The sequence below is a fragment of the Marinobacter sp. F3R08 genome, from assembly GCF_018860425.1.
In the GTDB taxonomy this organism is placed as follows: Bacteria; Pseudomonadota; Gammaproteobacteria; order Pseudomonadales; family Oleiphilaceae; genus Marinobacter.
This window is the reverse complement of sequence record NZ_JAHKPI010000014.1, coordinates 1,089,051-1,110,140: the sequence shown is the minus strand read 5'-3', so window position 1 is coordinate 1,110,140 and position 21,090 is coordinate 1,089,051. Positions and strand designations below refer to the sequence as shown.

Below are 21,090 nucleotides of genomic sequence, written 5' to 3'. Positions count from 1 at the left end.
CTGGTTCAGGTTCCAGGCGTTGCGGCGTTCAAGCCACTGTGCTGCCAGCGCTCCAGATCGTCGACGCTCAAGGGCTTGGCATAATAGTAACCCTGCCCGTAGTCACATCCCAACGCCATGAGAAACGCCTCGTCCTGCTCCGTCTCGATGCCTTCCGCAACCACTTTCATTCCGAGCTCGTGAGCCATTTTTATGGTCGATCGGACGATCGTCTGATTGTCCCGGTTATTTTCAATATCCGTTACAAAGGAACGGTCGATTTTCAACACCGACGCATGCAGGTCTTTCAGGTAGGCAAGCGATGAATAGCCGGTACCGAAATCGTCAATTGCCAAGGTGGCCCCGCTGCTCAGTAATTCCTCAGCGAGATTTATCGCACGTTCCTGGGAGCTCATCAGAGCCGTCTCTGTGATTTCAAACTCAATCTGAAAATAGCCAATAGACGAGGTTAAAAGATGATTCAGCTCGCGAATAAAATCGGCATCATGCAGAAGCCTGGCAGACACGTTGATCGCGATGTGACGGGGCAGGTCTTTTGCTTTCCACTCTCGCTCTTGCCGGAGTATGGCTTTGACCACCCAAAAGGTCAGCGGCGCAATCTGCCGTGAGTTTTCAGCCACTTCAATCAAGGTATTGACCGGAACGACAGTACCGTGATTCTGGGGCCACCGAAGCAAGGCCTCGCAGCCATATGCCTCGCCGGTCCTGAAGTCAAGCTTCGGCTGATAGACAAGATTGAACGCATCGGCCTCGATCAACGAGTGAATTGCCGGCACCAGTTTCAGGCGCTGACCTGCTGCCTGGCGGTCAGCTGAGCTGTATGAATGAATAGCAATGCCCTCTCCCTTCGCCAATCTGAGAGCATCAGCCGCGTTCCGCAACAACTCTTCTGCTGAAACTTCACCCTCCTCAGTCAGACCCTCGTCTTCGCCAGCCCTGCCCCAGGCCTCCGCCGCGCCAATCGTGCAGAAAACCCGGAGATCAACTTCAACCCCGTTATCAATCGGAACCCGTTCTTCGACACAGCTCATCAGTTGATTGCAAAATGTGCGGGCCATACCCGAGAAGCCAACACCTGGCAACCAGAGCGCAAACCCGTCACCACCGACACGGGCCACGCACCCATCTGGACTCGTCTCGCGCAGAGCGTCGGTCAGGCGATTCGCAATAACCCCAAGCAGATAATCTCCAACATCATGACCATAGGTATCGTTTACCTCGTGGAAGTAGTCCAGGTTCAGAGACAACACCGTCCCCCCGGAGCCAGCTTGCAAATCCCGATTGATCCGGGCAAACAACGAGGTACGGTTCAATAAGCCTGTCAGCGCATCATGACTGGCCTGATACTCGAGCTCTCTCTCCCTGGCTACCCGTTCGCTCAGATCCCTCAGCACAATGGTATAAAGAGGCTCCACAGACAGTTCAACGGTGCTGATCGTCGCCTCAACCGGGATGGCCTCTCCCCGGCTATCCAGCAGAACCGTATCAAATGGTTTACCGCTCAGTCTCTTCATCTCGTCTTCGATGTCAGGCAGCCATTGCGAAACGGGCGCCTCAATCAGTGCGGGTTCCGGTGCGTGACTGAGGCTCTGCATGGCAGGGTTGGCACGAGTGATTCGGCCGGAGGGAGTAACACACAATATACTGTCATTGGCCGTTGCCATGATCCGATTGTGGACTGCCTCACGGTCACGCAGGGTGATCTGCAGCCACAGATGCTCAAGCGTCACAACATCAAGCCGGGCAAGATTAACCGAAACATAGACAAGCGCGGCCGCCAGTACCGGCGCCACCATATTCAGAATCAGGTTAAGCTGGAAATAGGCAGCGACGGCTGCAAGGATCAGCAGAACGGTGAGGCCACCCAGACACTTCAGACCGTTTGCCCAGGACATCCTCGGGAAGACCAACACGGAAACCAACCAGATCAGCCCCACAAAGGCGATGGCAGCGACCGATCCGAGACGGTATAACCCGCCCCTGTTCAGGGTTTCGGTTCCCAAAGCCTGAACGACCACACCGGGCAGGCTCCGATGAACGGGTACAGCCAGGATATCGCCAAGTTCAATGGCGGTAGCACCAAGGAAGACATCTTTTCCTTGCAGCCTTTGATCGTCAACGTCGCCGCTCACGAGATCGTGGAAACTGATGTAATCGAAAGAGCCCGGAGAGATGCTGAAATCAATCCAGGTGCCATGATTCTCGCCCCGGGCTACGGCATTCCAGGCACCGGGAAAACTCTGGCCCTGCCACTCAAACCCCATGCTGAGTCTGCGCACCAGTCCGTCGGGCTCTGGGTACATATTCACCGAAACCAGTTCAGCCAGACCGGCAAACTCTGGTAAGGGTTTACGTAGCATAAGGTCTTCACTGACCAACGACCGCCGCTGCATGAATGCTGGCAGGTAAACGGGTGTGGCCTCAGAGATAGAGGCCAGAGCCTCTCTCAGCGCCGCATCATTTTCCGGAGTGGAGTGGGCACTGAAATCCACATCCATCATCAGAGACCGGATGCCGGCTGCTTCCAGGCGGACAATCGCCTCAGAGTAGAGGGATCTGGGCCACGGCCATCGTCCAACCGCTGCGACACTCGCGGAATCAATCTCCACGATGACCAGATTGGTTGGTTCCGACTCAGCCAACCATTCGACGTAAAGATCTCTGGCTTGATTCTCAAGCTTGTACAATCCGCCGGACGCCCACACGGCTATCATCAGCAAACCGGCGATCATAACCGCTAACGGGGGGAGGCCAAGGCCACGCTTAGCCGGTGTTACCGCCATAAATTCCAGGCTCCGGTCGCGGGAGGTTTGTCAGGCTAAAAGCCAATGTCAGAAGCCGCACATCAAAATGGTAAACCAAGGCCAAGATCAAGATCGAGATCCACGTTCAGATTATCGCCCAGATCAACATCCAGATCGGCGCCCAGATCAACATCCAGACCGTCGCCCAGATCGACCTCCAGATCGTTACCCAGTGCAACATCCAGGTCGTCTCCCAGATCAACCTCCAGATCGTTACCCAGATCAACCTCCAGATCGTTACCCAGATCGACCTCCAGATCATTGCCCAGCCCGACATCCAGATCGTTACCCAGGCCGACATCCAGATCATTGCCCAGCCCAACATCCAGATCGTTGCCCAACCCGACATTCAGATCGTTGCCCAGATCAATATCCAGATCATTACCCAGCGCCACATCGAGATCATTACCCAGATCGACCTCCAAATCGTTACCCAGATCGACCTCCAGATCATTACCCAGATCGACCTCCAGATCGTTACCCAGTGCAACATCCAGGTCGTCTCCCAGATCAACCTCCAGATCGTTACCCAGATCAACCTCCAGATCGTTACCCAGATCGACCTCCAGATCATTGCCCAGTGCAACATCCACCGCCGGGCCGACATCCAGTTCCTCTGTGACATCCGCCCCCATTGCCAGCTCGTCACCCACATCGGCGCCAAAATCATTGCCCAGGTCCGCCGCCCCAGAACTGCTCAGGCCATCAACGAACGCCAGCTCCGGAACAAGTGCATTCCCGTCCGATGCAAGGTCAAGTGCTAACCGCTGTTCCGGAGCGCTGAGCGCATCGGGAGTCTGTTGGAGGGAATCGATACCCGCCTGATCGTTTTTCACACTTGCAATATCACCCGGCTCCAGAATCCGGATATCACCACCTTCCAGATCAACAACCTCAAGCCGCCCTTCCTTCAGGGTCACGAACGACGAAGCTTCGGTGGCAACAATCGTGAATTGTGTCCCTTTGACCGTGGCAACCAAAAAAGCGGTTTCGACACTGAAGGTGTCTGGCTGACGCTCAACATCATAAAAAACGGTACCAAACCATTGTTTCACCCGAGATACCAGACCATCAGGATCATCGTCCTCGTTGGTCAGGGTAACTCGGCTATCGGCACTGATATCAAACGACGTTCCAGACTGGAATACCCGAGCCGAGCTATTCACGCCAGATCGGAATTCAACAGGAATCGGCAGTTCCGAATCCTCGGAAACCGGCCTCCATGCCTGGCTCTCATCGTGACGAAACTCAAGCACCCCATCAACAGCCACCACTTTTACGGGCTCGGCGACGGCTGCCGCCGACATCAGCATGGCAACAACGGTGCCTAAAGTGACCAACCAATAGTGAGTCCGAATGCTCTGTATATTGCCCATCATCCCAGTCATCCCTTCACATTCTCCGCCATTGCCCACAACGAATGCCGAAACAATTCGTTACTGTCGTGCTCTATCAAAGCAACTAGTCTAGTTTCTTAACATAGACAATTAATGGACACAGCGGTGAGATATTACGTTTTTATTTGTATCCTTTTACTACACACCGTACTTCCATCCAATGGATTCGCTGCCACACATTCTGCCGCCGTTATCGGCGCGGTAGCCTTTGAAGGTGTTACTGTCTTCAATGCGCAGCAGATCGCAGGCGTGTACCAGCCAATCATTGGGCAACGTTTTCAATCAGATACCCGTTCCCGTCTCGCCGACCGGTCCCGGGAACTCTATATCGAAAATGGATTCCTTACGCCCGATGTCAAAATCACGGAGCACCCGGAAATCGCCGGAGTCATACTCGTACAAGTGACTGAGCCGGGGATCAGCCTGATCAAGCTCACCAATGCCAATGCACGAGAAACCAGCCGGATCCAGCGACTACTGGCGCCGCTGAAACGACGCCGCCCCATCGCAAAAGCCCTTATCGAACGAACCCTTGCCTCTCTGAGTGATCGGACAGATCTCAACTTTGACTATGAACTGATCTCGTTACCAGATCGCCCTGCAGACTTGCAGCTTGTTCTGACCGTGCTTCCTGACATCAACGGCTCCCTGACCTACACCTCAGAGGGCGACCGTCGGCTGGACCGACACCTGGTTCTGGGCCACGTCTCAGTGCTGAAACCGGTCAGTCATGTAAACGAGTTTTCGGTGAGTGCTTTGCATTCGCTGGAATCGGATAGTTACCGCGTCGGCAGCGGCAACCTGGAATTTGGCGTTAACGCACGAAACAGCGTTGCTGTGAGCGCAAAAACGGGACGAGCCATTCTCGACCGGGACACTGCACCCGACACGGTTTACCGGTTTCAGGAAATGCAGTCCAGGTGGACTTATGATCTTGCCCCGGCCAGCCCCTACAGTACAGAGGTATACGGCAGTGTTATCACCCGGAGCTTTACGCGCACCGCCGATGGCGTTCGTGAACTGAACGAACATCTCCGAATGGCTGAGACCGGCCTCCACAGGTTCCTGGCCGGTACCGACAGACTTCACAGGGTCGCATTGAGTGCCCGCTTCGGATTCGATACATGGGGTGCCCGAAGAGATGGAACCCAGGCCGGGAGCACAATCGACACCGAGTTTCAGATAATCAGGCCGGAATATACCCTGTGGCAGGGATTACCCGCTGGGTTCATGGTCCGTGCTGATATTGAAGGCCAATATTCTCCAGACAATCTGCCATCGTCCCAACGCTTCACTATAGGCGGAAGCAGCTTCTCCCGGGCTTATGAGCCCGCAGAGTTCTCCGGAGACAGTGGTCTTGGTGGTCATATCGAACTGAGACGGAAACTGGCAGACAGCCACTGGCTCCCTGCCCAGGTGACTCCTTTCATTTACTACGCGCTCGCAGCTATTCGTAACAATGACAGCAATGAAAAGGACTCTGCGGCTGCCGCCGGCATTGGATTGCGTGTCAGCAGCAATGACTACTCCGGCTTTCTGGAATACGGCAAACCATTAACCGTCAGTTCCCGCTACAAGGATGATGAAGCCCGGCTGAATGGCCGAATCACCGTGCACTTTTAACCCGTCCTCCGGAAAACCCGCATGCTTCAGTTGCCCTGTCGGTTACGGCAGGGTCTGAACCAGCCCCTGCTCCCGTGCCATCGCCATGGCCGCTTTCGGCCCGGTCCAGAGAGAAGGAAGGATAATCAGGGAAACCGGAATTGCTGTCAGCACAATAAACTGCTGCAACACTCCGATCTGACCAGCCCCCATATACAACAGAATCGCAGCCATCAATGCCATTGCGCCACCCCAGAACACACGGACCCAGGGATCAGGTTCATCATGGCCAGCACCGACCATGGCGATGGCATAACTCATGGAATCACCGGTTGTGGCAACAAAGATCGTTGTCAGCAAAAGAATCGCAGCCGCCATCCAGGTGCCGCCAGGTAATGCCTGAGCCACGGTCAGCGTTGCCACATCAAACTGAAAATTGTTCAGTGCCTCCGTCAGATCGAAGGTGCCTGCAAGCTGGTGGTAAATGCCTGAGCCACCCAGAAGGGTGAACCAGATGGTGGTCGCGATGGGTGCCAGAACAGCCACCGCCAGAACCATTTCGCGAACCGTCCGGCCGCGGGAAATTCTTGCCACAAAGACTGCCATCAACGGTGTATAACCAATGAACCAGGCAAAGAAAAACACCGTCCACCACTGCATCCACCAGGCAGGTGCCGTTTCGGCGGTCATGGTGGCCATCGAAAAAAAGGAGGTGACGTATTCGCCCATAGACTGGGTATAGGTGTTGGTCAGGAACAACGTGGGACCGAAGACGAAGATCACCCCGGCAATGACCAGAGCCAGTATCACATTGAACCGGCTGAGCAGCTGGATACCCTTATGCAGTCCCGTCATGGCCGAGCTCATATACACTCCGGCAAGAAGCACCAACACCGTTAACTGAGTACCGTAACCATCAGGTACACCAAACAGCTCATGCAGGCCAAAACTCATCTGAGTCGCCAGAAAACCAATAGGCCCCACCGTTCCGGCAACGACGGCAATGACGCAAAAAGCATCAATGACACCACCCAGACGCCCCTGAATCACCTTCTCGCCAAATACCGGGTACAACAGAGTTCTTGGCTGCAGAGGTTTTCCCTGACCATAATGAGCCCGGCTCAGCACCAGGGCGGTCAACGACCCCAATACAGCCCACGCCAGAAAGCCCCAGTGAGTGAACGACTGGGCCATGGCCGGAGCGACTGCAGTTGCAGTGCCTGCCTCGGTGTCAAAGGCGGGAGGGGTCACCACGAAGTGATAGACCGGCTCCCCAGCGGCGAAGAACACACCGCCACCCGCCAGCAACGTGCACATGATCATTGAAAGCCAGCGAAAGCGGCCGATTTCAGGCCTGTCCAGCCCGCCTATCCGGGCTGCACCGGCGCGACTCAGGGCAGTTCCGATAGCAATGAAGAACGTCAGCAACAGCAGTAACTGGAAGAACGAGCCAAGATACGTTGCGGTCCAGGCGAACCCGCTTCCGATAAGGTCAGCCACATAATCGCTGTCGGTCACGGACGCGCCAACAAACACAAGGATGAAACCAATAGTCAGCACCAGAACCACTGGATCACTGTCGCCAAACGGGCCACTTCGGGCGCGCGCAAGAGGTTGGGATTGGATGGTCATAAGGTCTGCCTCTGGAAGAAAAAGCCGCGCAGGCTACAGGATGTGAAGGGATCATGCACGGGAATTTCTGAAACTACGCATGGTCCAACGAAATCTGTCACCGTATTGTTAGGATTCTAACTTTCAAGGAGGTTATTCTTGTCGCATCTGCAACTGGCGATACTGCTGGGCATGACGGTTGCCCTGGGGCCACTGGCACTTGATGCCTATCTGCCGGCCTTCCCGGACATAGCCGATGGCCTTGGCGTTGACCACGGGCATGTGGGCCTGACGCTCAGCGCTTATGTCACCGCTCTGGGGCTGGCACAACTGGCAGGAGGGCCGCTGTCTGACCGGTACGGTCGCAAGCCTGTGCTGTTCGGGGGGCTACTGATCTTCACAGCCGGTGCGGTCATGGTATCACTGGCTGACTCGCTCTCTGACATGGTGTTCTGGCGCATTGCCCAGGGTATCGGTGGTGCCTTCTGTGCGGTATCGGTTCCCGCGATTGTCCGGGATGAGGTCAGTGGGCAGGATGCCGCCCGGCTGTTCGGGCTTATCGGCCTGATCATGTTTATTGCGCCGGCAGCAGCACCCTCTCTCGGGGCCCTGATGATGGCGCTCGGCGAGTGGCACTGGATATTCCTGATGCTGGCCGGCTATGCGGTATTCCTCATTTTCACACTGCAGGTCGCCCTGTTCCCCAGGCTGCAGCCGCGCTCAAGGGCAACCACTCCGGTTCGGACCCTGGTAACCAATTATCTGCTGGTGCTCCGGCACGGGACCACCATGCGTTTCATCGGTATTCAGGTCTTGTGCTTCAGCACCATGCTTCTGTTCATCACGCACTCCTCGTTCATCTATCAGGAGTGGTATGGTCTCTCCAAAAACAGCTTTGCCATTCTGTTCGCCGCCAATATTGTCTTCATGGCGTGCCTGAACCTGGCCAACCGCCCGTTGTTGCGGAGGTTTTCATCGGTCAGTCTTGTGCGTGCCCAGGTTATCGCACAATGTCTGGCACTGAGCGCACTGGTCATAACAGTGTATTCACAGGGACCGCTGTGGGCGGTTGCCGGATGTATCATTGTTGCCATGGGTTGCCAGGGCGGCATCGTGCCGAACAACATGGCCAACGCCATGGAGTTCTTCCCTCACCTTAGCGGCACCGCCGCTGCTCTGCTGGGCGCCTCGCAATTTACCATTGCCGGGGCCATCAGTACTGTGTCGTCCCTTTTTGGTGATCAGACGCTGCTCACCATTTCTCTTGCTATGCTAACTTGTTCAACCGGTGCTGTTCTGCTTGCTCTGGGGGCTCCACGGTCCGTTGCCCGCGCGAAGGAATCAGCCCTGTAACATTTCGGGCACTGGGTGTGTCTGTATAGTTTTTGGGGAGTGTTGAACCATCCCTGATGTGCGAGACGTATTCCTGTAGACCAACAAAACGAAGGACCTGTTCGAAATGACATCGCCAATACCGGAAACTCCATTCTCAGCCAGACCGCTCAAACATAGCACCGGCCTCCTGAGAACACCTGATTTGAGCACCGGGTCGCCAGCAGAGAAACGTGAAGAGATCGCCCTGTACTTCGCCAACACCTTCGACACCTACACGGAACTCTTCGATTGCCTGGCCGATGATGCAGGTTACTTCAGGAAGTCGATCCCACTGCGACACCCGCTTATTTTCTACCTCGGCCATACCGCCACATTTTTCGTCAACAAACTGGTCCTGGCCAAACTCCTTCCCGAGCGCATCGACCCGCGCATGGAATCGGTTTTTGCCGTGGGTGTGGATGAAATGAGCTGGGATGATCTGAACGAAGACCACTACGACTGGCCCAGCGTTTCCGATGTCATGGACTACCGGGCCAAAGTACGGACAGCCGTGCTCGATCTTATAGAAACACTCCCTCTCAGTTTGCCCATCAATTGGGAAAGCCCCTGGTGGCCAGTCGTAATGGGCGTTGAGCACGAACGAATCCACCTGGAGACGTCGTCCGTTCTGATCCGTCAGCACGACCTGGCCAGAGTCCGTCCGCAGCCCCGTTGGGCGCCTGACCGTGAGACGGGTGAAGCCCCCGAGAACGAACTTGTCACCGTACCGGCAGGCAGTATCTGCATCGGAAAGCCCTATGACGACGCCTACTACGGCTGGGATAACGAATACGGCAGGCACGAGGCACAGGTGGATGAATTCAGGGCCAGTCAATATCTGGTCAGCAATCAGGAATTTCTGACGTTTGTTGAGGCCGGGGGATACCAGCAGGATCGGTTCTGGAGTGAAGAGGGCTGTGCCTGGCGGCAGTTTGCTCAGGCCAGGCATCCAACGTTCTGGCGCTGGCAGAACACTGGCTGGCGCCTGCGCCTGATGACCGAAGAAGTCGATATGCCCTGGGACTGGCCCGTCGAGGTGAACTACCACGAAGCCAAAGCCTTCTGCGAATGGAAACGGGAGCAAACCGGTCAGCCTATCCGGTTACCAACCGAAGACGAATGGTACCGCCTGTGTTCTGAGGCAGGCGTCGAGGAAGTCGGAAACGATCTGGCGAAGGCCAACCTTCATCTGGACCACGCCGCATCTTCCTGTCCGGTTACCCGATTCCGGCACGGTGAGTGGTTCGATGTGGTTGGCAACGTCTGGCAATGGACAGAAACACCCACATACCCATTCGATGATTTTAAAGTGCATCCGCTGTACGACGACTTCACAACGCCCACGTTCGATGGCCAGCACAATCTGATCAAAGGCGGATCCTGGATTTCCTGTGGCAACGAAGCCCGGCTGGCTGCGCGCTATGCCTTCAGGCGCCACTTCTTCCAGCATGCCGGCTTTCGCTATATCGCATCGGAGCGCGAAGCAGCTCAACCGAACGCTTACTATGAAAGCGACAAGTTGCTGACGGAGTATGCGGAATTCCACTTCGGTGACACCTGGTTCGGCGTCGAGAACTTCCCCAAGGCCCTGGCAGATCTGGCTCTCGAGGCGATGAAAGACAAACCTACCGGCAAGGCACTGGATCTCGGTTGCGCCTGCGGTCGTTCAAGCTTTGAACTGGCCAAACAATTCGACGAGGTGGAAGGCGTAGACTTCTCCGCGAACTTTATCCGGCTCGGCGTGGAAATGGCCGAGCAAGGCTCTGTTCGCTACGCTCTCGCGGAGGAAGGCGAATTGGTCAGTTATCATACCCGGACCCTCAAGGAGCTGGGGCTTGATGACTGCGCAGGAAACGTGAGCTTCCAGCAGGGCGACGCCTGTAACCTGAAACCTCAGTTTACCGGCTACGACCTGGTTCTGGCAGCCAACCTGATTGACCGGCTTTACCGGCCACGGCGCTTCCTGGAGAGCATTCACGAACGGATCAATGACGGTGGACTGCTAGTCATTGCCTCACCTTATACCTGGCTGGAAGAACACACACCGAAAGAGGAATGGATTGGCGGCTTCAAGAAGGACGGTGAGAATCACACGACCCTGGACGGTCTGAAAGAGCACCTTTCACCCTATTTCCGCTTGGTCAGTGAGCCGACAAAGGTCCCATTCGTTATCCGAGAAACCCAGCACAAGTTTCAGCACACTCTGTCTGAGGTGACAGTCTGGGAGCGTTTACCGCGCTGATCAGCGCGGTAAACTCATGACTGATCGGGCCATGCCGCATCCGGACAGGCGCGGCATGGCCGGGGGATGCATTGCTCCGGAAAAAGGAGACGAACGGAATCACAGGCGTTACGTTCTCGCGGCCCGGAACAGGACATAGTTGCCCAGCAGCGCCAGTGATGCTCCGATTACCGCCGTTACCGTCCACTCAAAACCTTCCAGCCAGGTCGAAACGCTCAGGGCAACGACCGGGAAAAGCACAGTCGCGTAGCCAGCCTTATCGGCGCCGAGGGTCTGAATCACAGTGATGTAGCAGTAGAACGCCACAATAGACCCCGGGATCGCCAAGAACACCGTTGCCCCCCAGAACGTCGCTGCGGTAGGTAGCACCCACTCCACACCCTGAACCAGACACCAGATTCCCAGAATCAAGGCGCCGTATACCATCGCCCAGGCATTGGCCAGGAACAGTGGCACCCGGGATGCCCGCACCTTGATGCTGACAAGGTTCCCCATGGAAAACCAGAAGGTGCCGGCCACCGCGAACAGAATGCTGGTCGCGGTGGCGTTACCCAACTGCAGATCATGCCAGAACAACAAAGCCACCCCGGTGATACCCAGAGAGATCGCGGGATAGAGCCGGGCCGTGGGCTTCAGCCTCAACCAGAGCCAGCCATTGAGAGCATTGAACAACGCAGCCAGCGAAAACACCACAGCCAGCAAACCACTGGTCATGGATTCCGCGGCACGGTAGATCAGCAGGAAATTCACGCTGTAGAGCGTCAATCCCTGCAACACGAGCCAGCCGTGCTGCTTCAGTGTCAGCTTCTCAAGCCGGCGCACCAAAGCCAGAACGACCAGAGCCACGGCGGAGGCCATCAGGAACCGGTAAAAAACGGCGATGTCGACGGATGCGGATTCCACCTGCAGGCGAATCGCCGTCCAGGTAAGGCCCCAGATCAATACCGTCAAACAATAATGAACAGAGATTGGCATGCCAGTGCTTCCTGTCGCTATAGGGAACAACCATTTATCAGTCGAACACAATAGGGCGAACACGACACCAGAACTTGTCAGATCCTGCTGAACCATGGATGATTCTTGCGGAGGCCTGATATGCAAACCAACTCTACATCTGCATCAAACCTGCCGACGCACTCGCGTCAGGCACCCCGGGATATTGTTGATTCCCTGAAAAGCGCCGGCGTTGTCCCCCGGAGAATCCTCGAACTCGATCAGGGACGGGCTCTGGCCCAGTGGCAGAATCACCAGGGCCAGGTGCAATACGAGAGGCCCAGGCACCACGCTCTTAGCATTTATATTGATAAGGGCGAGCAAGCCAGACGTGTTATGAAGGGCAAGGTTGTCAGCCAGGGCTTTCCGGGTGCCGTTTGCCTGTTCCCTGCGGGCAGCCGCTCAACCTGGGAGATAAGTGGACCGTTCGAGTTCTTCCATTTCTACTTCAATGACCTGGACATTACCCGCTGCGCAGAGCAGACATTCGATAGCGATCCGAACCAACGCCAGCTTGCCGAGTTATACCATGGCGAAGACCCGGTTCTTGCCGAGGCCGGCAGGCTTTTGACGCTCAGCGACTGGCAGGCACCCGGCCAGACCATGGCCATGGATCATCTCGCACAATGGCTTCTGCTTCAGATTGTCTGCCGACACGCTAACGTACCTCAAGCACCTCCGGATGTGACCGGTAAGCTGTCACTCAGATACCGCCGCCTGCTGCAGGAACGAGTCAACGCTCAACTGGATCAGCCGCTGACGCTGGCTGCCATGGCCAGCTGGGTCAATCTGAGCCCCTACCACTTTGCCCGGCTGTTCAAGGCAACGTTTGGCTGTGCCCCCTATCAATACGTCCAGGAACAGCGATTGATTCGGGCCCGAGACATGCTTCGTCTGCGAGACAACAACATTACCGCCATTGCACTGACCTGCGGTTTCAATGATTCCAGTCAGTTCAGCCGGGCATTCAAGACAAGGTTTGGTATAACGCCTTCCGGTTACCGGGCAGCCAATCAACCAACCAGGCCCGGTCGGGGTACCAGGCACTCCATCGCTGTGAGCGACACATCCCGGAATACCGACTCCGAAGCAACAACGGCCGGAAATCGATCGTAAAGCATCCTCCTGCAGGACGACGTGCGGGCGTCGGCTTTTTCGACACAATCGAGATGCGCGCTTGCGCCCTCGGCTTCTCCGGTCGCGTCTGAACAGAACTGAGGGATCTGGGTAACAATCCAGTCCACGGCGGCGCTCAACTGAACCGGATTCGCCCTCAAATTGCTCAGACGGCTTGCGTCGACCGGTTCGGGTTGTTCGCGGGTCTGCTCCCACAGGACAAAAAGCAATGCAGCACAGACCAGTACGACAGTGACCTTGGGAAACTTCATGGGTGCCTTTTTAATCGGAGGAATCAGGTCGCCCGATGATAAACGCTCGGGCATCTTCTGTCCCGGTTTCCTATACTGTCCGGGGTCCAACACATAAGGGCCTTCGACGGATAACCGGCCCGACACTCAAGCCCCAAATTCACAAAACCACAGGGAGTATTGCCAATGACCACACTGATTGTCGGTCTGATTCTGTTCCTCGGAGTACACTCGCTATCCATCGTCAACGAACCGCTGCGCAACCGGCTTAACATCTCCATGGGCGAGCTCACGTTCAAAGGGCTCTATTCCCTGGTGTCCCTGGCAGGACTCATTCTGATCGTCTGGGGTTACAGCGCCGCCCGAATGGATCCGACCGTCATCTACACGCCCCCGGGCTGGCTCAGGCACCTCGCCTTCCTGCTTCTGGTCCCTGTATTCCCGTTGCTGTTCGCTACGTATTTACCAGGCAAGATCAGGGCGAAACTGGGGCACCCCATGCTGGTTGCGGTCAAACTCTGGGCACTGGCCCACTTGCTGGCCAACGGGATGCTCCATGACCTGTTCCTGTTTGGCTCATTTCTGGCCTGGGCCGTGGCTGACCGGATTTCAATGAAACGCAGAACCCAGCGGGCAATTCCTGCCCTGCCAGTCAGCAAGGCCAATGACGTCATTGCTGTGATTGGTGGCCTTGCGGTGTACGTATTCATGGTGGTCTGGGCACACCGCTGGCTAATCGGTGTGGCGCCGGTCTGAGTGACCGGTGTATCGCTGAGTCAGAGTCCCTGGGCGCCCCGACGCAACCAGTCGTGCACGAATGAGAGTTTGCGTTGCGCCGTTTCAGAGAGCACGAACGGATACAGGTCTGAAAGCCCCATGGAACGATTCACGTGGTTTACCCGAATGGCCAACGACGCCGCTGCATGAATCAGCATCGCTGTATCAGACTCCGCATAGGGATCCCAGCCGGGTCTCGGCAATTCGGGTGAAGTCAGACCGGATGCAACGAAACTGTCCGAGATATCTGTCAGGTGCAGCAAATGCGCCGCAGTCTCGGCCCAGTCTTCGTGAGGGTGTGCCGACGCATAACTGGTCAGGTAAGACAGCTGCCAGTCAGACGGGGGCCCATCGTGATAATGCCGCTCAAGCGCCGCCGGGTAATCCGCGCGCTCGTCGCCAAAGGTTGCCCGGAACGCATCCAGAAAGTCTTCCCGCAGACTCAGCCGCCACCACAGCATGTGCGCAATTTCATGGCGCATATGGCCCATCATGGTTCGGTAAGGCTCGTCCAACGCCTGCCTCCTGGTTGCACGAACCACCGGGTCAGCTTCCGCCACACTGATTGTCACAACACCATTTGCATGCCCCATGGCAACTGCCGTCAAGCCCTCAGCGAGCATATGAAAAACCGGACGGGTACCTGGATCTTCTGGCCGGAACCAATGCCAGCGGCCAAGATTGTCGAGCACCCAGCGCTTTGCCGCCTCGGTCTCGGCCCAGTTTGGAATGGCATAAGCGATATCAGGATCCGGAGCCAGAGCTGTCATCGCGCAGGACCGACAAAACGCGCCCTGCTCCGGCGCTATCCAGTTGCAGCCAATAACCTCCCGGTTTGCACAGAATGGTGGCATGGGAACAAACGCCCGTGCCTGGGGGTCGTAAGCGACCGGCGTGCCCTCGGCGGTGGTCAGGTTGTCGAACCAGAGATTGCCGGAACCGACCGGATTGGAATAAACCTTCATTGAGCAGATGCTCCTTTTGCACGGCAGCAGGCAGAAAATGGATTGCCGTTCTCTCGAACCTATACCCTACAGCAAAGGAACACCAGCCAGAGCAGGAAATGGACCGGGCTACACTCACATCCTGACCACCAGTTCATCGTAGTCAAAACGGACTTTCTGCAAGCCGGCCGTTCTGTCACGGTCACTGCGGTAGCCCAGAGCCACAATGGCCGAACTTTCCAGGCCCCGCGCAGGCAAACCAAGCACTTCATCGTAAGCCTTGTGATCAAAGCCGGTCATCGGACAGCTGTCGATCCGCATCAAGGCGGCTGCAGTGAGCAACGTGCCCAATGCAATGTAGGCCTGCTGGTGCGCCCATGCCTGCTTTTCCGCAAGCGACTTGGCCGCCAGCGCCTCCTTCATATGCTTTACATAGCCAGAGATATCATCGGCAGGAACACCCCGGTCCTTGACGAACCGGGTGACGTAGCGATCCACCGTATGATCACCAATAGCCGTCTGCGCCGCAAAAACGATGAGATGTGAGCAGTCCAGCACCTTCTGCTGACCGAAGGAATATGCAAGCAAATCCCGCCTGACCGCACGGCTCTCCAGCACAAGAATCTTGTAGGGCTGAAGTCCGTATGAGGACGGGCTCTTCCGGGTTGCATCCACCAGGGTTTCGACCGTTTGGTTATCCAGTTTATCCGCAGAGAATTCACGGACGGCATAACGCCAGTCCAGAGCTTCATGTATGTTCATGACAACTGCTCCGATACAGGCAAACCGGTCGATACCGCCTTTCGAGAGCTGCATCTCAAAGCTGCAATGGTCAGGTTCAGGTGCTCAATAGCGGGTGTGGTTCGACGTTTCACAGGGTTTCCTCCTTCAGGTTGGAAGACTCACTCTATGAAATCGGTCAGGCGCAAAAAACGGACAAAACAGAACTACATATTTTCCAGAACGGAAACAGTTGCAGCGACACTATCCCGTGCCTGGCCCGGCAGCCCCTATTCCCAGTAGGGCTTCTCTCCCAGGTGCTGATCCAGATGTTCAAGCAGGAGACGTACCTTTGTCGGCTGTTTACGCCCCGGCGGGAACAAGGCAAACACCGTGTAGGGCTTTGGCGGGAAGTCGGTCAGCAAAGGAACCAGGGCGCCACTATCAAGGTCCCGCTGCACCAGAAAGCGGGGTAACAGGCCGATACCCGCCCCCCTCAACAGACTCTGCCGGATCGCCAGGCTGCTGTCTGTCCGGTAATTGCCGCTCACAACCACTTCCCGCTCACCAAGCGCCCAAACCCTCGGCCTGTCGTGGAGCGTAAACATCAGACAGTTATGCAGGGCAAGATCTTCCGGAACATTAATCGCAGGCGCACTCTCGAGGTAGCCCGGTGAGGCACAGACGATGTTCCTGGATTTTCTCAGCGGTTTGGCAAGAAGGCTCGAGTCGGCCAGGGAACTGCGCACCCGAATGGCTATATCAACGCCCTGCTCGACCAGATCAACCATCCGGTCGCTGAGTTGCAGGTCGATATCAATGTCGGGATAGCGCTGGAGGAAGCTATCGATCGCTTCCGTAATGTGGGTTAATCCAAACGACATCGGCACATTGAGCCGGATCGTACCCTTCGGCTCCGCCTGAAAACCCCGGGCCTCCAGCTCCGCATCTTCCAGCTCATCCAGCAGGGCCTGAGTTCGCTTCAGGAACGCCAGTCCGGCATCGGTAAGATTCATTCTGCGGGTCGTCCGGTGGATCAGTCTTGTGTCGAGGTCCTGCTCCAGAAACGCGATGTGCTTGCTGACCGTCGCCGCGGTTATGTCCAGATCGTCGGCCGCTCTGGTGAAGCTGCCCAGCTCCGCAACCCGCCTGAAGATGTTCATGGCTACTAGCTTGTCGGTGGCCACGGCTCCCCCTTGATTGTTTCCAAACTGGAAGGAGTATTGTTCGAATCCGTCCGATTATCAACTGAATCAACTGCGGCACACTGGCTCCTGGTAACGAAGCAACCGCAACCCGGAGCATGCAACAATGATGATCTCGATCCAGCGCCCGACCATTTCCCCCCAGACCATTGTCTGGGGCCTACTGATCACCAACGGGTTCCTGATAGCACTGATGCTGGCACTGGCAAAAACCGCAACCTCACAGGGTGTACCAGCCGTCTCTTATGCCTTCTGGCAGACGTTCATTGCCGGGTCCCTTCTGCTATCGACGTCGCAACAGCGCAGAACCATTTTCGCCGGCCGTCTGACCCGCTACTTTGTCATCAGTGGACTGACCGGTATCGCCGTACCCAACGTCATTGCGTTTTTTCTGGTCACAAAGCTGGGCTCCGGTTTCACGGGCATCATGTATGCGCTTCCACCGATCTTCACCGTTCTGATTGCAACCAGAATGGGCCTGGAAAAGCGAAGCCGGCAGCGCCTCTTCGGCCTTACGCTTGCCGTCCTCGCCTGCGTCTGGATTTTGTGGCAACGCCATTCGGAACTCAACGCAGCCAACCCGCTGTGGTTTCTCCTGGGTTTGATCATCCCGGCGATGCTTGCCATCGGGAACGTCTATCGCTCTGTCGCCTGGCCAGAACATGCCGACGCCAGGACACTTGCCGCCGGCACACTTCTCGTTTCGGCAATCGTGCTCGGGGTATTCGCAACACTGACGGATTCTTCACTGATTCCGGCCGGATTGGGCACACCTATGGTCGGCTTGATGGCTCTGCAGGGATTACTGACCGCGGCAACCTATGTCTGTGCCTTCGAGGTTCAACGACGCGCAAGCCCGGTTTTCTACAGCCAGTTAGGCGCTGTGGCCGCAGTCTTCGGCCTGATCATAGGTCTGGTCTGGTTTAACGAGACATACTCGTTTGCGATCTGGGTGGGCGTGGCAGGGGTTGTGCTCGGATTGAGACTTGGCAACGGACAACCCCGCCTGGCTTCAGTGAAAAGAGCTTCCAGAATTTCCAGTGATAAAAGCGCCTCTCATACGCCCCATTAATGCCCCGGACTCAACGCTCAGGTGGCCGCCATACCGGAACGTCCTCCCTTTTCGGTTCTTCCCAGTCCCGCTGCATGGCGCTGCTTAACGCCTCCTCCAGCTTCATGAACAGCTCGCCATAGCGGGGACTGAAGCGGATGCCCTCTTCAATTTCTTTCCAGGCACCGAACAGTTGGTCTTCGTGAGCTTTTTCATTATCCAGAAAGGCCCAGGTCATCTGCCGGGCGCGCATCGGGTGCACACCCATGGCGGTGAGTGCATGGCCACCCAGCTCAAGAGCCGAATGATAGGTTTCACTCACCACATCGTCGGCACCTGCCGCCCTCAACCTATAGCCGTGACCGCGATCAAAGGCGCGGGCGAGGACCCACACACCGGGAAAAAACTGCTTCACATGCTCAACCATCTGAACCGATCGGTCACGGTCATCAATAGCCACCACCAGCAGGCGCGCCTTCTCAATACCGGCCGTTTCCAGCAAATCAGGCCTACTCGCATCCCCGAAGAAACTCTTGATATTGATCAGCCTGAGATTCTCTATCTGGTCAATTTCATGGTCCAGAGCCACGATCGGGACATCATTGGCCCGCAACAGACGGCAGACGATCTGCCCGAAGCGACCGACACCGGCCACGATGACCGGGGCCTGCTCATCAATGGCATCGGCCTCCCGGTCATCGTTCTTTGAGCGCCGGTAACGTGGAAGCACGACCCGGTCATAAACAATGAACAACAGCGGCGTGAGGAACATTGAGAGCGCCACCACGAGCGAGAGAATCGCGGAGATCTCCGGGGGAATAACATGACTCTGGACACTGTAGGTCAGCAGAACAAAACCAAACTCGCCCGCCTGCGCCAGAGCAAGTGTGAACAGCCAGCCATTGCTGCCGTGAACCCGAAAAAGCAGGGCGAGGCCAAGCAGAATCAAGGCCTTGACGGCAATAACAGCGACCGCAAGCGACACCACGGTGCCCCATTGATCGAACAGAACATCAAAATTTATGCCGGCGCCAACGGTTATGAAGAACAGCCCGAGCAGCAGTCCTTTGAAGGGTTCGATATTCGCTTCCAGCTCGTGCCGGAATTCACTGTTGGCCAGGACGACGCCGGCCAGAAAGGCGCCCAATGCAGGAGAAAGATTGACCAGACTCATCAGGGCAGCAATTCCGATAACCAACATCAGTGCCGTTGCCGTGAACACCTCCCGCAACCCTGACTGCACCACATATCGGAACAGAGGTCGGCTCAGATAGTGCCCGCCAATAATCACCGCTCCAATGGCCGCTACCACAACCAGCCCGTGCGACCATCCCGAAAGGTTCGCCACCAGGCTCAGACTGCTTCCGTGCCCCTCGCCCCCGCCAGAGGCATCCATCAGTTCCGGTAAAGCCAGCAAAGGAATCAGTGCCAGCATGGGGATCACCGCAATGTCCTGAAACAGCAGAACCGAGAAGGCGCTCCGGCCACCTTCGGTTTTCACCAGGCCTTTCTCATTGAGGGTCTGCAATACAATCGCGGTGGACGACAGCGCAAAGATCAAACCAACAGCAAGCGCCGTCTGCCACTGAAGCCCGAGCCAGGCAGCCACGGCCATCCCGGCCGCCGCAGTCAGCACCACCTGAAGCCCCCCCAGTCCGACGAGCCGCACTCTCATGGCCCAAAGCGCCTTGGGATCAAGCTCCATACCAACAAGGAACAACATCATTACCACGCCAAACTCGGCGAAATGCTGAATGGTATTGGCTTCCTGGCCAACCAGCCCGGTCACCGGTCCAATCACCACTCCCGCCACCAGATAGCCAAGCACAGAGCCCAGACCAAAGCGTTTTGCCAGCGGCACGGCGATCACGGCGGCAACCAGATAAATAAACGCCTGAACAAAATACACTGTCATTGGTGGTTTCCTTGATTCGGGATCAATCCGTCTGCCGACCCTTTCAACAACTGCACCCGGCGGACTGGGGCTGGTTCAGCGCAGGCGTTGAAAGGCATCTTTCACATGCGATGCAAGCGCATCATTCAATGGGTTGGACCCCTTACGTACGAGCGCCAGCTGATAAAGGCCAATCTCCGGCAAACTCTCACCCGTTACCTCTTTCAGGGGCGGTCGTATCAGGCTTTGCGGAAACGGTGCCACGGCGAGGTCGGCGAGCATGGCAGCCTCCTGGCCCGAGCAGTGCTCACAGGTATAGGCGATCCTGTATTGCACGCCGGCCCGATCCAGGGCGCGCAGCGTCATCCGCCGCCAGGCACACCCTTCATGCGCCATGGCAATCGGCAACGGAGAGCGCTGGTAGGCCGACGAACCTTCCCGCCCGGCCCAGACCAACGGTTCCTCATGAACAACTTCGCCACGGGAAAGCCGGCCCTCATCAGCCACGGTCACCAGTGTCATATCCAGCTCACCGGCATCCAGACGAGCCAGGTTCTGTTTACTGGAACCAACCACCACGTTCACCAGCACTGCCGGGTATGACCTTGCAAACTCGGCCAGAACCTCAGGCAAAATCCGGGTACCGACATCGTCGGAGGTGCCAATGCCGACCCTTCCTTCGAGAGACGGTGAAATGAAGTGTTGCACGGCTTCTTCATTCAGCCGTAATAATCGCCGGCCATAGTCGAGCAGAACCTCACCCTCTGCGGTCAGGGTGACGCGTCTGGGTTCGCGGATAAACAGCATTTTGCCAAGACTCTGCTCAAGCTGTTTGATCTGCATACTGAGGGCAGAAGGAGTCCGGTGAACCACTCTGGCGGCGCTTGTAAATGTGCCACATTCAGCAATGGCGACAAAACTCCTGAGCACATCATTATCAAGTAGCGGCATATTCATGGAGGGACCTTTCAAGTCGGATTCTGGCCTGAAACTGACTTAAGAATAACTGAACGAGATCTTAAATTCTTTTCGTTTGATTGAATTCAGTGTCACCACCAGAATAATTCCGGTAGGCACCCGTATGCGAGTTTAACGAATTCTCCAAACGA

At 56.4% G+C, this 21,090-nt stretch carries 15 protein-coding genes; 6 read left to right on the top strand and 9 right to left on the bottom strand.

From position 1 onward, the window contains the following. Positions 1-5: 5 nt before the first annotated feature. A complete protein-coding gene (locus tag KO499_RS08155) occupies positions 6-2,783 on the bottom strand; it encodes an EAL domain-containing protein (protein ID WP_215983192.1) in 2,778 nt (925 codons plus the stop codon). A gap of 62 nt (positions 2,784-2,845) precedes the next feature. Then, positions 2,846-4,192 (bottom strand): FecR domain-containing protein, encoded by a 1,347-nt coding sequence (locus tag KO499_RS08150; protein WP_215983191.1) that lies wholly within the window; start codon positions 4,190-4,192, stop codon positions 2,846-2,848. Between the two features lie 114 nt (positions 4,193-4,306). On the opposite strand from KO499_RS08150, the gene KO499_RS08145 reads away from it, so the two are divergent. Continuing rightward, positions 4,307-5,824, top strand: a complete 1,518-nt coding sequence (locus KO499_RS08145; RefSeq protein ID WP_215983190.1) for a ShlB/FhaC/HecB family hemolysin secretion/activation protein — start codon at positions 4,307-4,309, stop codon at positions 5,822-5,824. Between the two features lie 42 nt (positions 5,825-5,866). Here KO499_RS08145 and KO499_RS08140 read toward each other — a convergent pair whose 3' ends face one another. Beyond that, positions 5,867-7,435 carry a BCCT family transporter gene (locus tag KO499_RS08140; RefSeq protein ID WP_215983189.1) on the bottom strand — a complete coding sequence of 523 codons (1,569 nt, stop codon included), beginning with the start codon at positions 7,433-7,435 and terminating at the stop codon, positions 5,867-5,869. Positions 7,436-7,573: 138 nt separating this feature from the next. Here KO499_RS08140 and KO499_RS08135 point away from each other — a divergent pair, with 138 nt between their 5' ends. Together KO499_RS08135 and ovoA are read left to right on the top strand one after the other, a co-directional pair. Beyond that, positions 7,574-8,767 carry a multidrug effflux MFS transporter gene (locus tag KO499_RS08135; RefSeq protein WP_215983188.1) on the top strand — a complete coding sequence of 398 codons (1,194 nt, stop codon included), beginning with the start codon at positions 7,574-7,576 and terminating at the stop codon, positions 8,765-8,767. A 106-nt stretch (positions 8,768-8,873) separates the two neighbouring features. Further along, positions 8,874-11,030, top strand: coding sequence for a 5-histidylcysteine sulfoxide synthase (gene ovoA / locus KO499_RS08130; RefSeq protein ID WP_215983187.1), 2,157 nt, complete (start codon positions 8,874-8,876; stop codon positions 11,028-11,030). Between the two features lie 108 nt (positions 11,031-11,138). Here ovoA and KO499_RS08125 read toward each other — a convergent pair whose 3' ends face one another. Beyond that, positions 11,139-12,005 (bottom strand): DMT family transporter, encoded by an 867-nt coding sequence (locus KO499_RS08125; protein WP_215983186.1) that lies wholly within the window; start codon positions 12,003-12,005, stop codon positions 11,139-11,141. A gap of 120 nt (positions 12,006-12,125) precedes the next feature. Between KO499_RS08125 and KO499_RS08120 the strand changes: the two genes are divergently transcribed. Both KO499_RS08120 and KO499_RS08115 read left to right on the top strand, forming a co-directional pair. Continuing rightward, the gene (locus KO499_RS08120; protein ID WP_215983185.1) at positions 12,126-13,139 is read left to right on the top strand and encodes a helix-turn-helix domain-containing protein; all 1,014 of its coding nucleotides are present in this window, start codon (positions 12,126-12,128) and stop codon (positions 13,137-13,139) included. 437 nt (positions 13,140-13,576) lie between these two features. Continuing rightward, positions 13,577-14,146 (top strand): NnrU family protein, encoded by a 570-nt coding sequence (locus tag KO499_RS08115; protein WP_215983184.1) that lies wholly within the window; start codon positions 13,577-13,579, stop codon positions 14,144-14,146. Positions 14,147-14,166: 20 nt separating this feature from the next. On the opposite strand, the gene KO499_RS08110 is transcribed toward KO499_RS08115, so the two are convergent. From KO499_RS08110 to KO499_RS08100, 3 genes are all read right to left on the bottom strand, one after another. Continuing rightward, complete coding sequence (locus tag KO499_RS08110; protein WP_215983183.1) at positions 14,167-15,132, bottom strand: zinc-binding metallopeptidase family protein; 966 nt, start codon at positions 15,130-15,132, stop codon at positions 14,167-14,169. Positions 15,133-15,246: 114 nt separating this feature from the next. Further along, on the bottom strand, positions 15,247-15,873 hold the full coding sequence (locus tag KO499_RS08105) for an NAD(P)H-dependent oxidoreductase (protein WP_215983182.1): 627 nt from the start codon (positions 15,871-15,873) through the stop codon (positions 15,247-15,249). Between the two features lie 248 nt (positions 15,874-16,121). Next, complete coding sequence (locus tag KO499_RS08100) at positions 16,122-17,018, bottom strand: LysR family transcriptional regulator (protein ID WP_215983181.1); 897 nt, start codon at positions 17,016-17,018, stop codon at positions 16,122-16,124. A gap of 124 nt (positions 17,019-17,142) precedes the next feature. Here KO499_RS08100 and KO499_RS08095 point away from each other — a divergent pair, with 124 nt between their 5' ends. After that, positions 17,143-18,108, top strand: coding sequence for a DMT family transporter (locus tag KO499_RS08095; protein ID WP_215983180.1), 966 nt, complete (start codon positions 17,143-17,145; stop codon positions 18,106-18,108). Between the two features lie 10 nt (positions 18,109-18,118). Here the strand turns inward: KO499_RS08095 and KO499_RS08090 are convergent, their stop codons facing one another. Both KO499_RS08090 and KO499_RS08085 read right to left on the bottom strand, forming a co-directional pair. After that, entirely contained in the window at positions 18,119-20,002 is a 1,884-nt protein-coding gene (locus KO499_RS08090; RefSeq protein ID WP_215983179.1) for a monovalent cation:proton antiporter-2 (CPA2) family protein, read from the bottom strand. A gap of 75 nt (positions 20,003-20,077) precedes the next feature. After that, positions 20,078-20,938 carry a LysR substrate-binding domain-containing protein gene (locus KO499_RS08085; RefSeq protein WP_215983178.1) on the bottom strand — a complete coding sequence of 287 codons (861 nt, stop codon included), beginning with the start codon at positions 20,936-20,938 and terminating at the stop codon, positions 20,078-20,080. Positions 20,939-21,090: the final 152 nt, after the last annotated feature.

Excerpts from the sequence above, each read along its gene's own strand:
- KO499_RS08095 (WP_215983180.1), top strand. The coding sequence starts at position 17,143 with ATGATGATCTCGATCCAGCGCCCGACCATTTCCCCCCAGACCATTGTC.
- KO499_RS08115 (WP_215983184.1), top strand. The coding sequence starts at position 13,577 with ATGACCACACTGATTGTCGGTCTGATTCTGTTCCTCGGAGTACACTCG.
- KO499_RS08120 (WP_215983185.1), top strand. The coding sequence starts at position 12,126 with ATGCAAACCAACTCTACATCTGCATCAAACCTGCCGACGCACTCGCGT.
- KO499_RS08150 (WP_215983191.1), bottom strand. The coding sequence starts at position 4,192 with ATGACTGGGATGATGGGCAATATACAGAGCATTCGGACTCACTATTGG.
- ovoA (WP_215983187.1), top strand. The coding sequence starts at position 8,874 with ATGACATCGCCAATACCGGAAACTCCATTCTCAGCCAGACCGCTCAAA.
- KO499_RS08125 (WP_215983186.1), bottom strand. The coding sequence starts at position 12,005 with ATGCCAATCTCTGTTCATTATTGTTTGACGGTATTGATCTGGGGCCTT.
- KO499_RS08105 (WP_215983182.1), bottom strand. The coding sequence starts at position 15,873 with ATGAACATACATGAAGCTCTGGACTGGCGTTATGCCGTCCGTGAATTC.
- KO499_RS08085 (WP_215983178.1), bottom strand. The coding sequence starts at position 20,938 with ATGAATATGCCGCTACTTGATAATGATGTGCTCAGGAGTTTTGTCGCC.
- KO499_RS08155 (WP_215983192.1), bottom strand. The coding sequence starts at position 2,783 with ATGGCGGTAACACCGGCTAAGCGTGGCCTTGGCCTCCCCCCGTTAGCG.
- KO499_RS08110 (WP_215983183.1), bottom strand. The coding sequence starts at position 15,132 with ATGAAGGTTTATTCCAATCCGGTCGGTTCCGGCAATCTCTGGTTCGAC.
- KO499_RS08140 (WP_215983189.1), bottom strand. The coding sequence starts at position 7,435 with ATGACCATCCAATCCCAACCTCTTGCGCGCGCCCGAAGTGGCCCGTTT.
- KO499_RS08090 (WP_215983179.1), bottom strand. The coding sequence starts at position 20,002 with ATGACAGTGTATTTTGTTCAGGCGTTTATTTATCTGGTTGCCGCCGTG.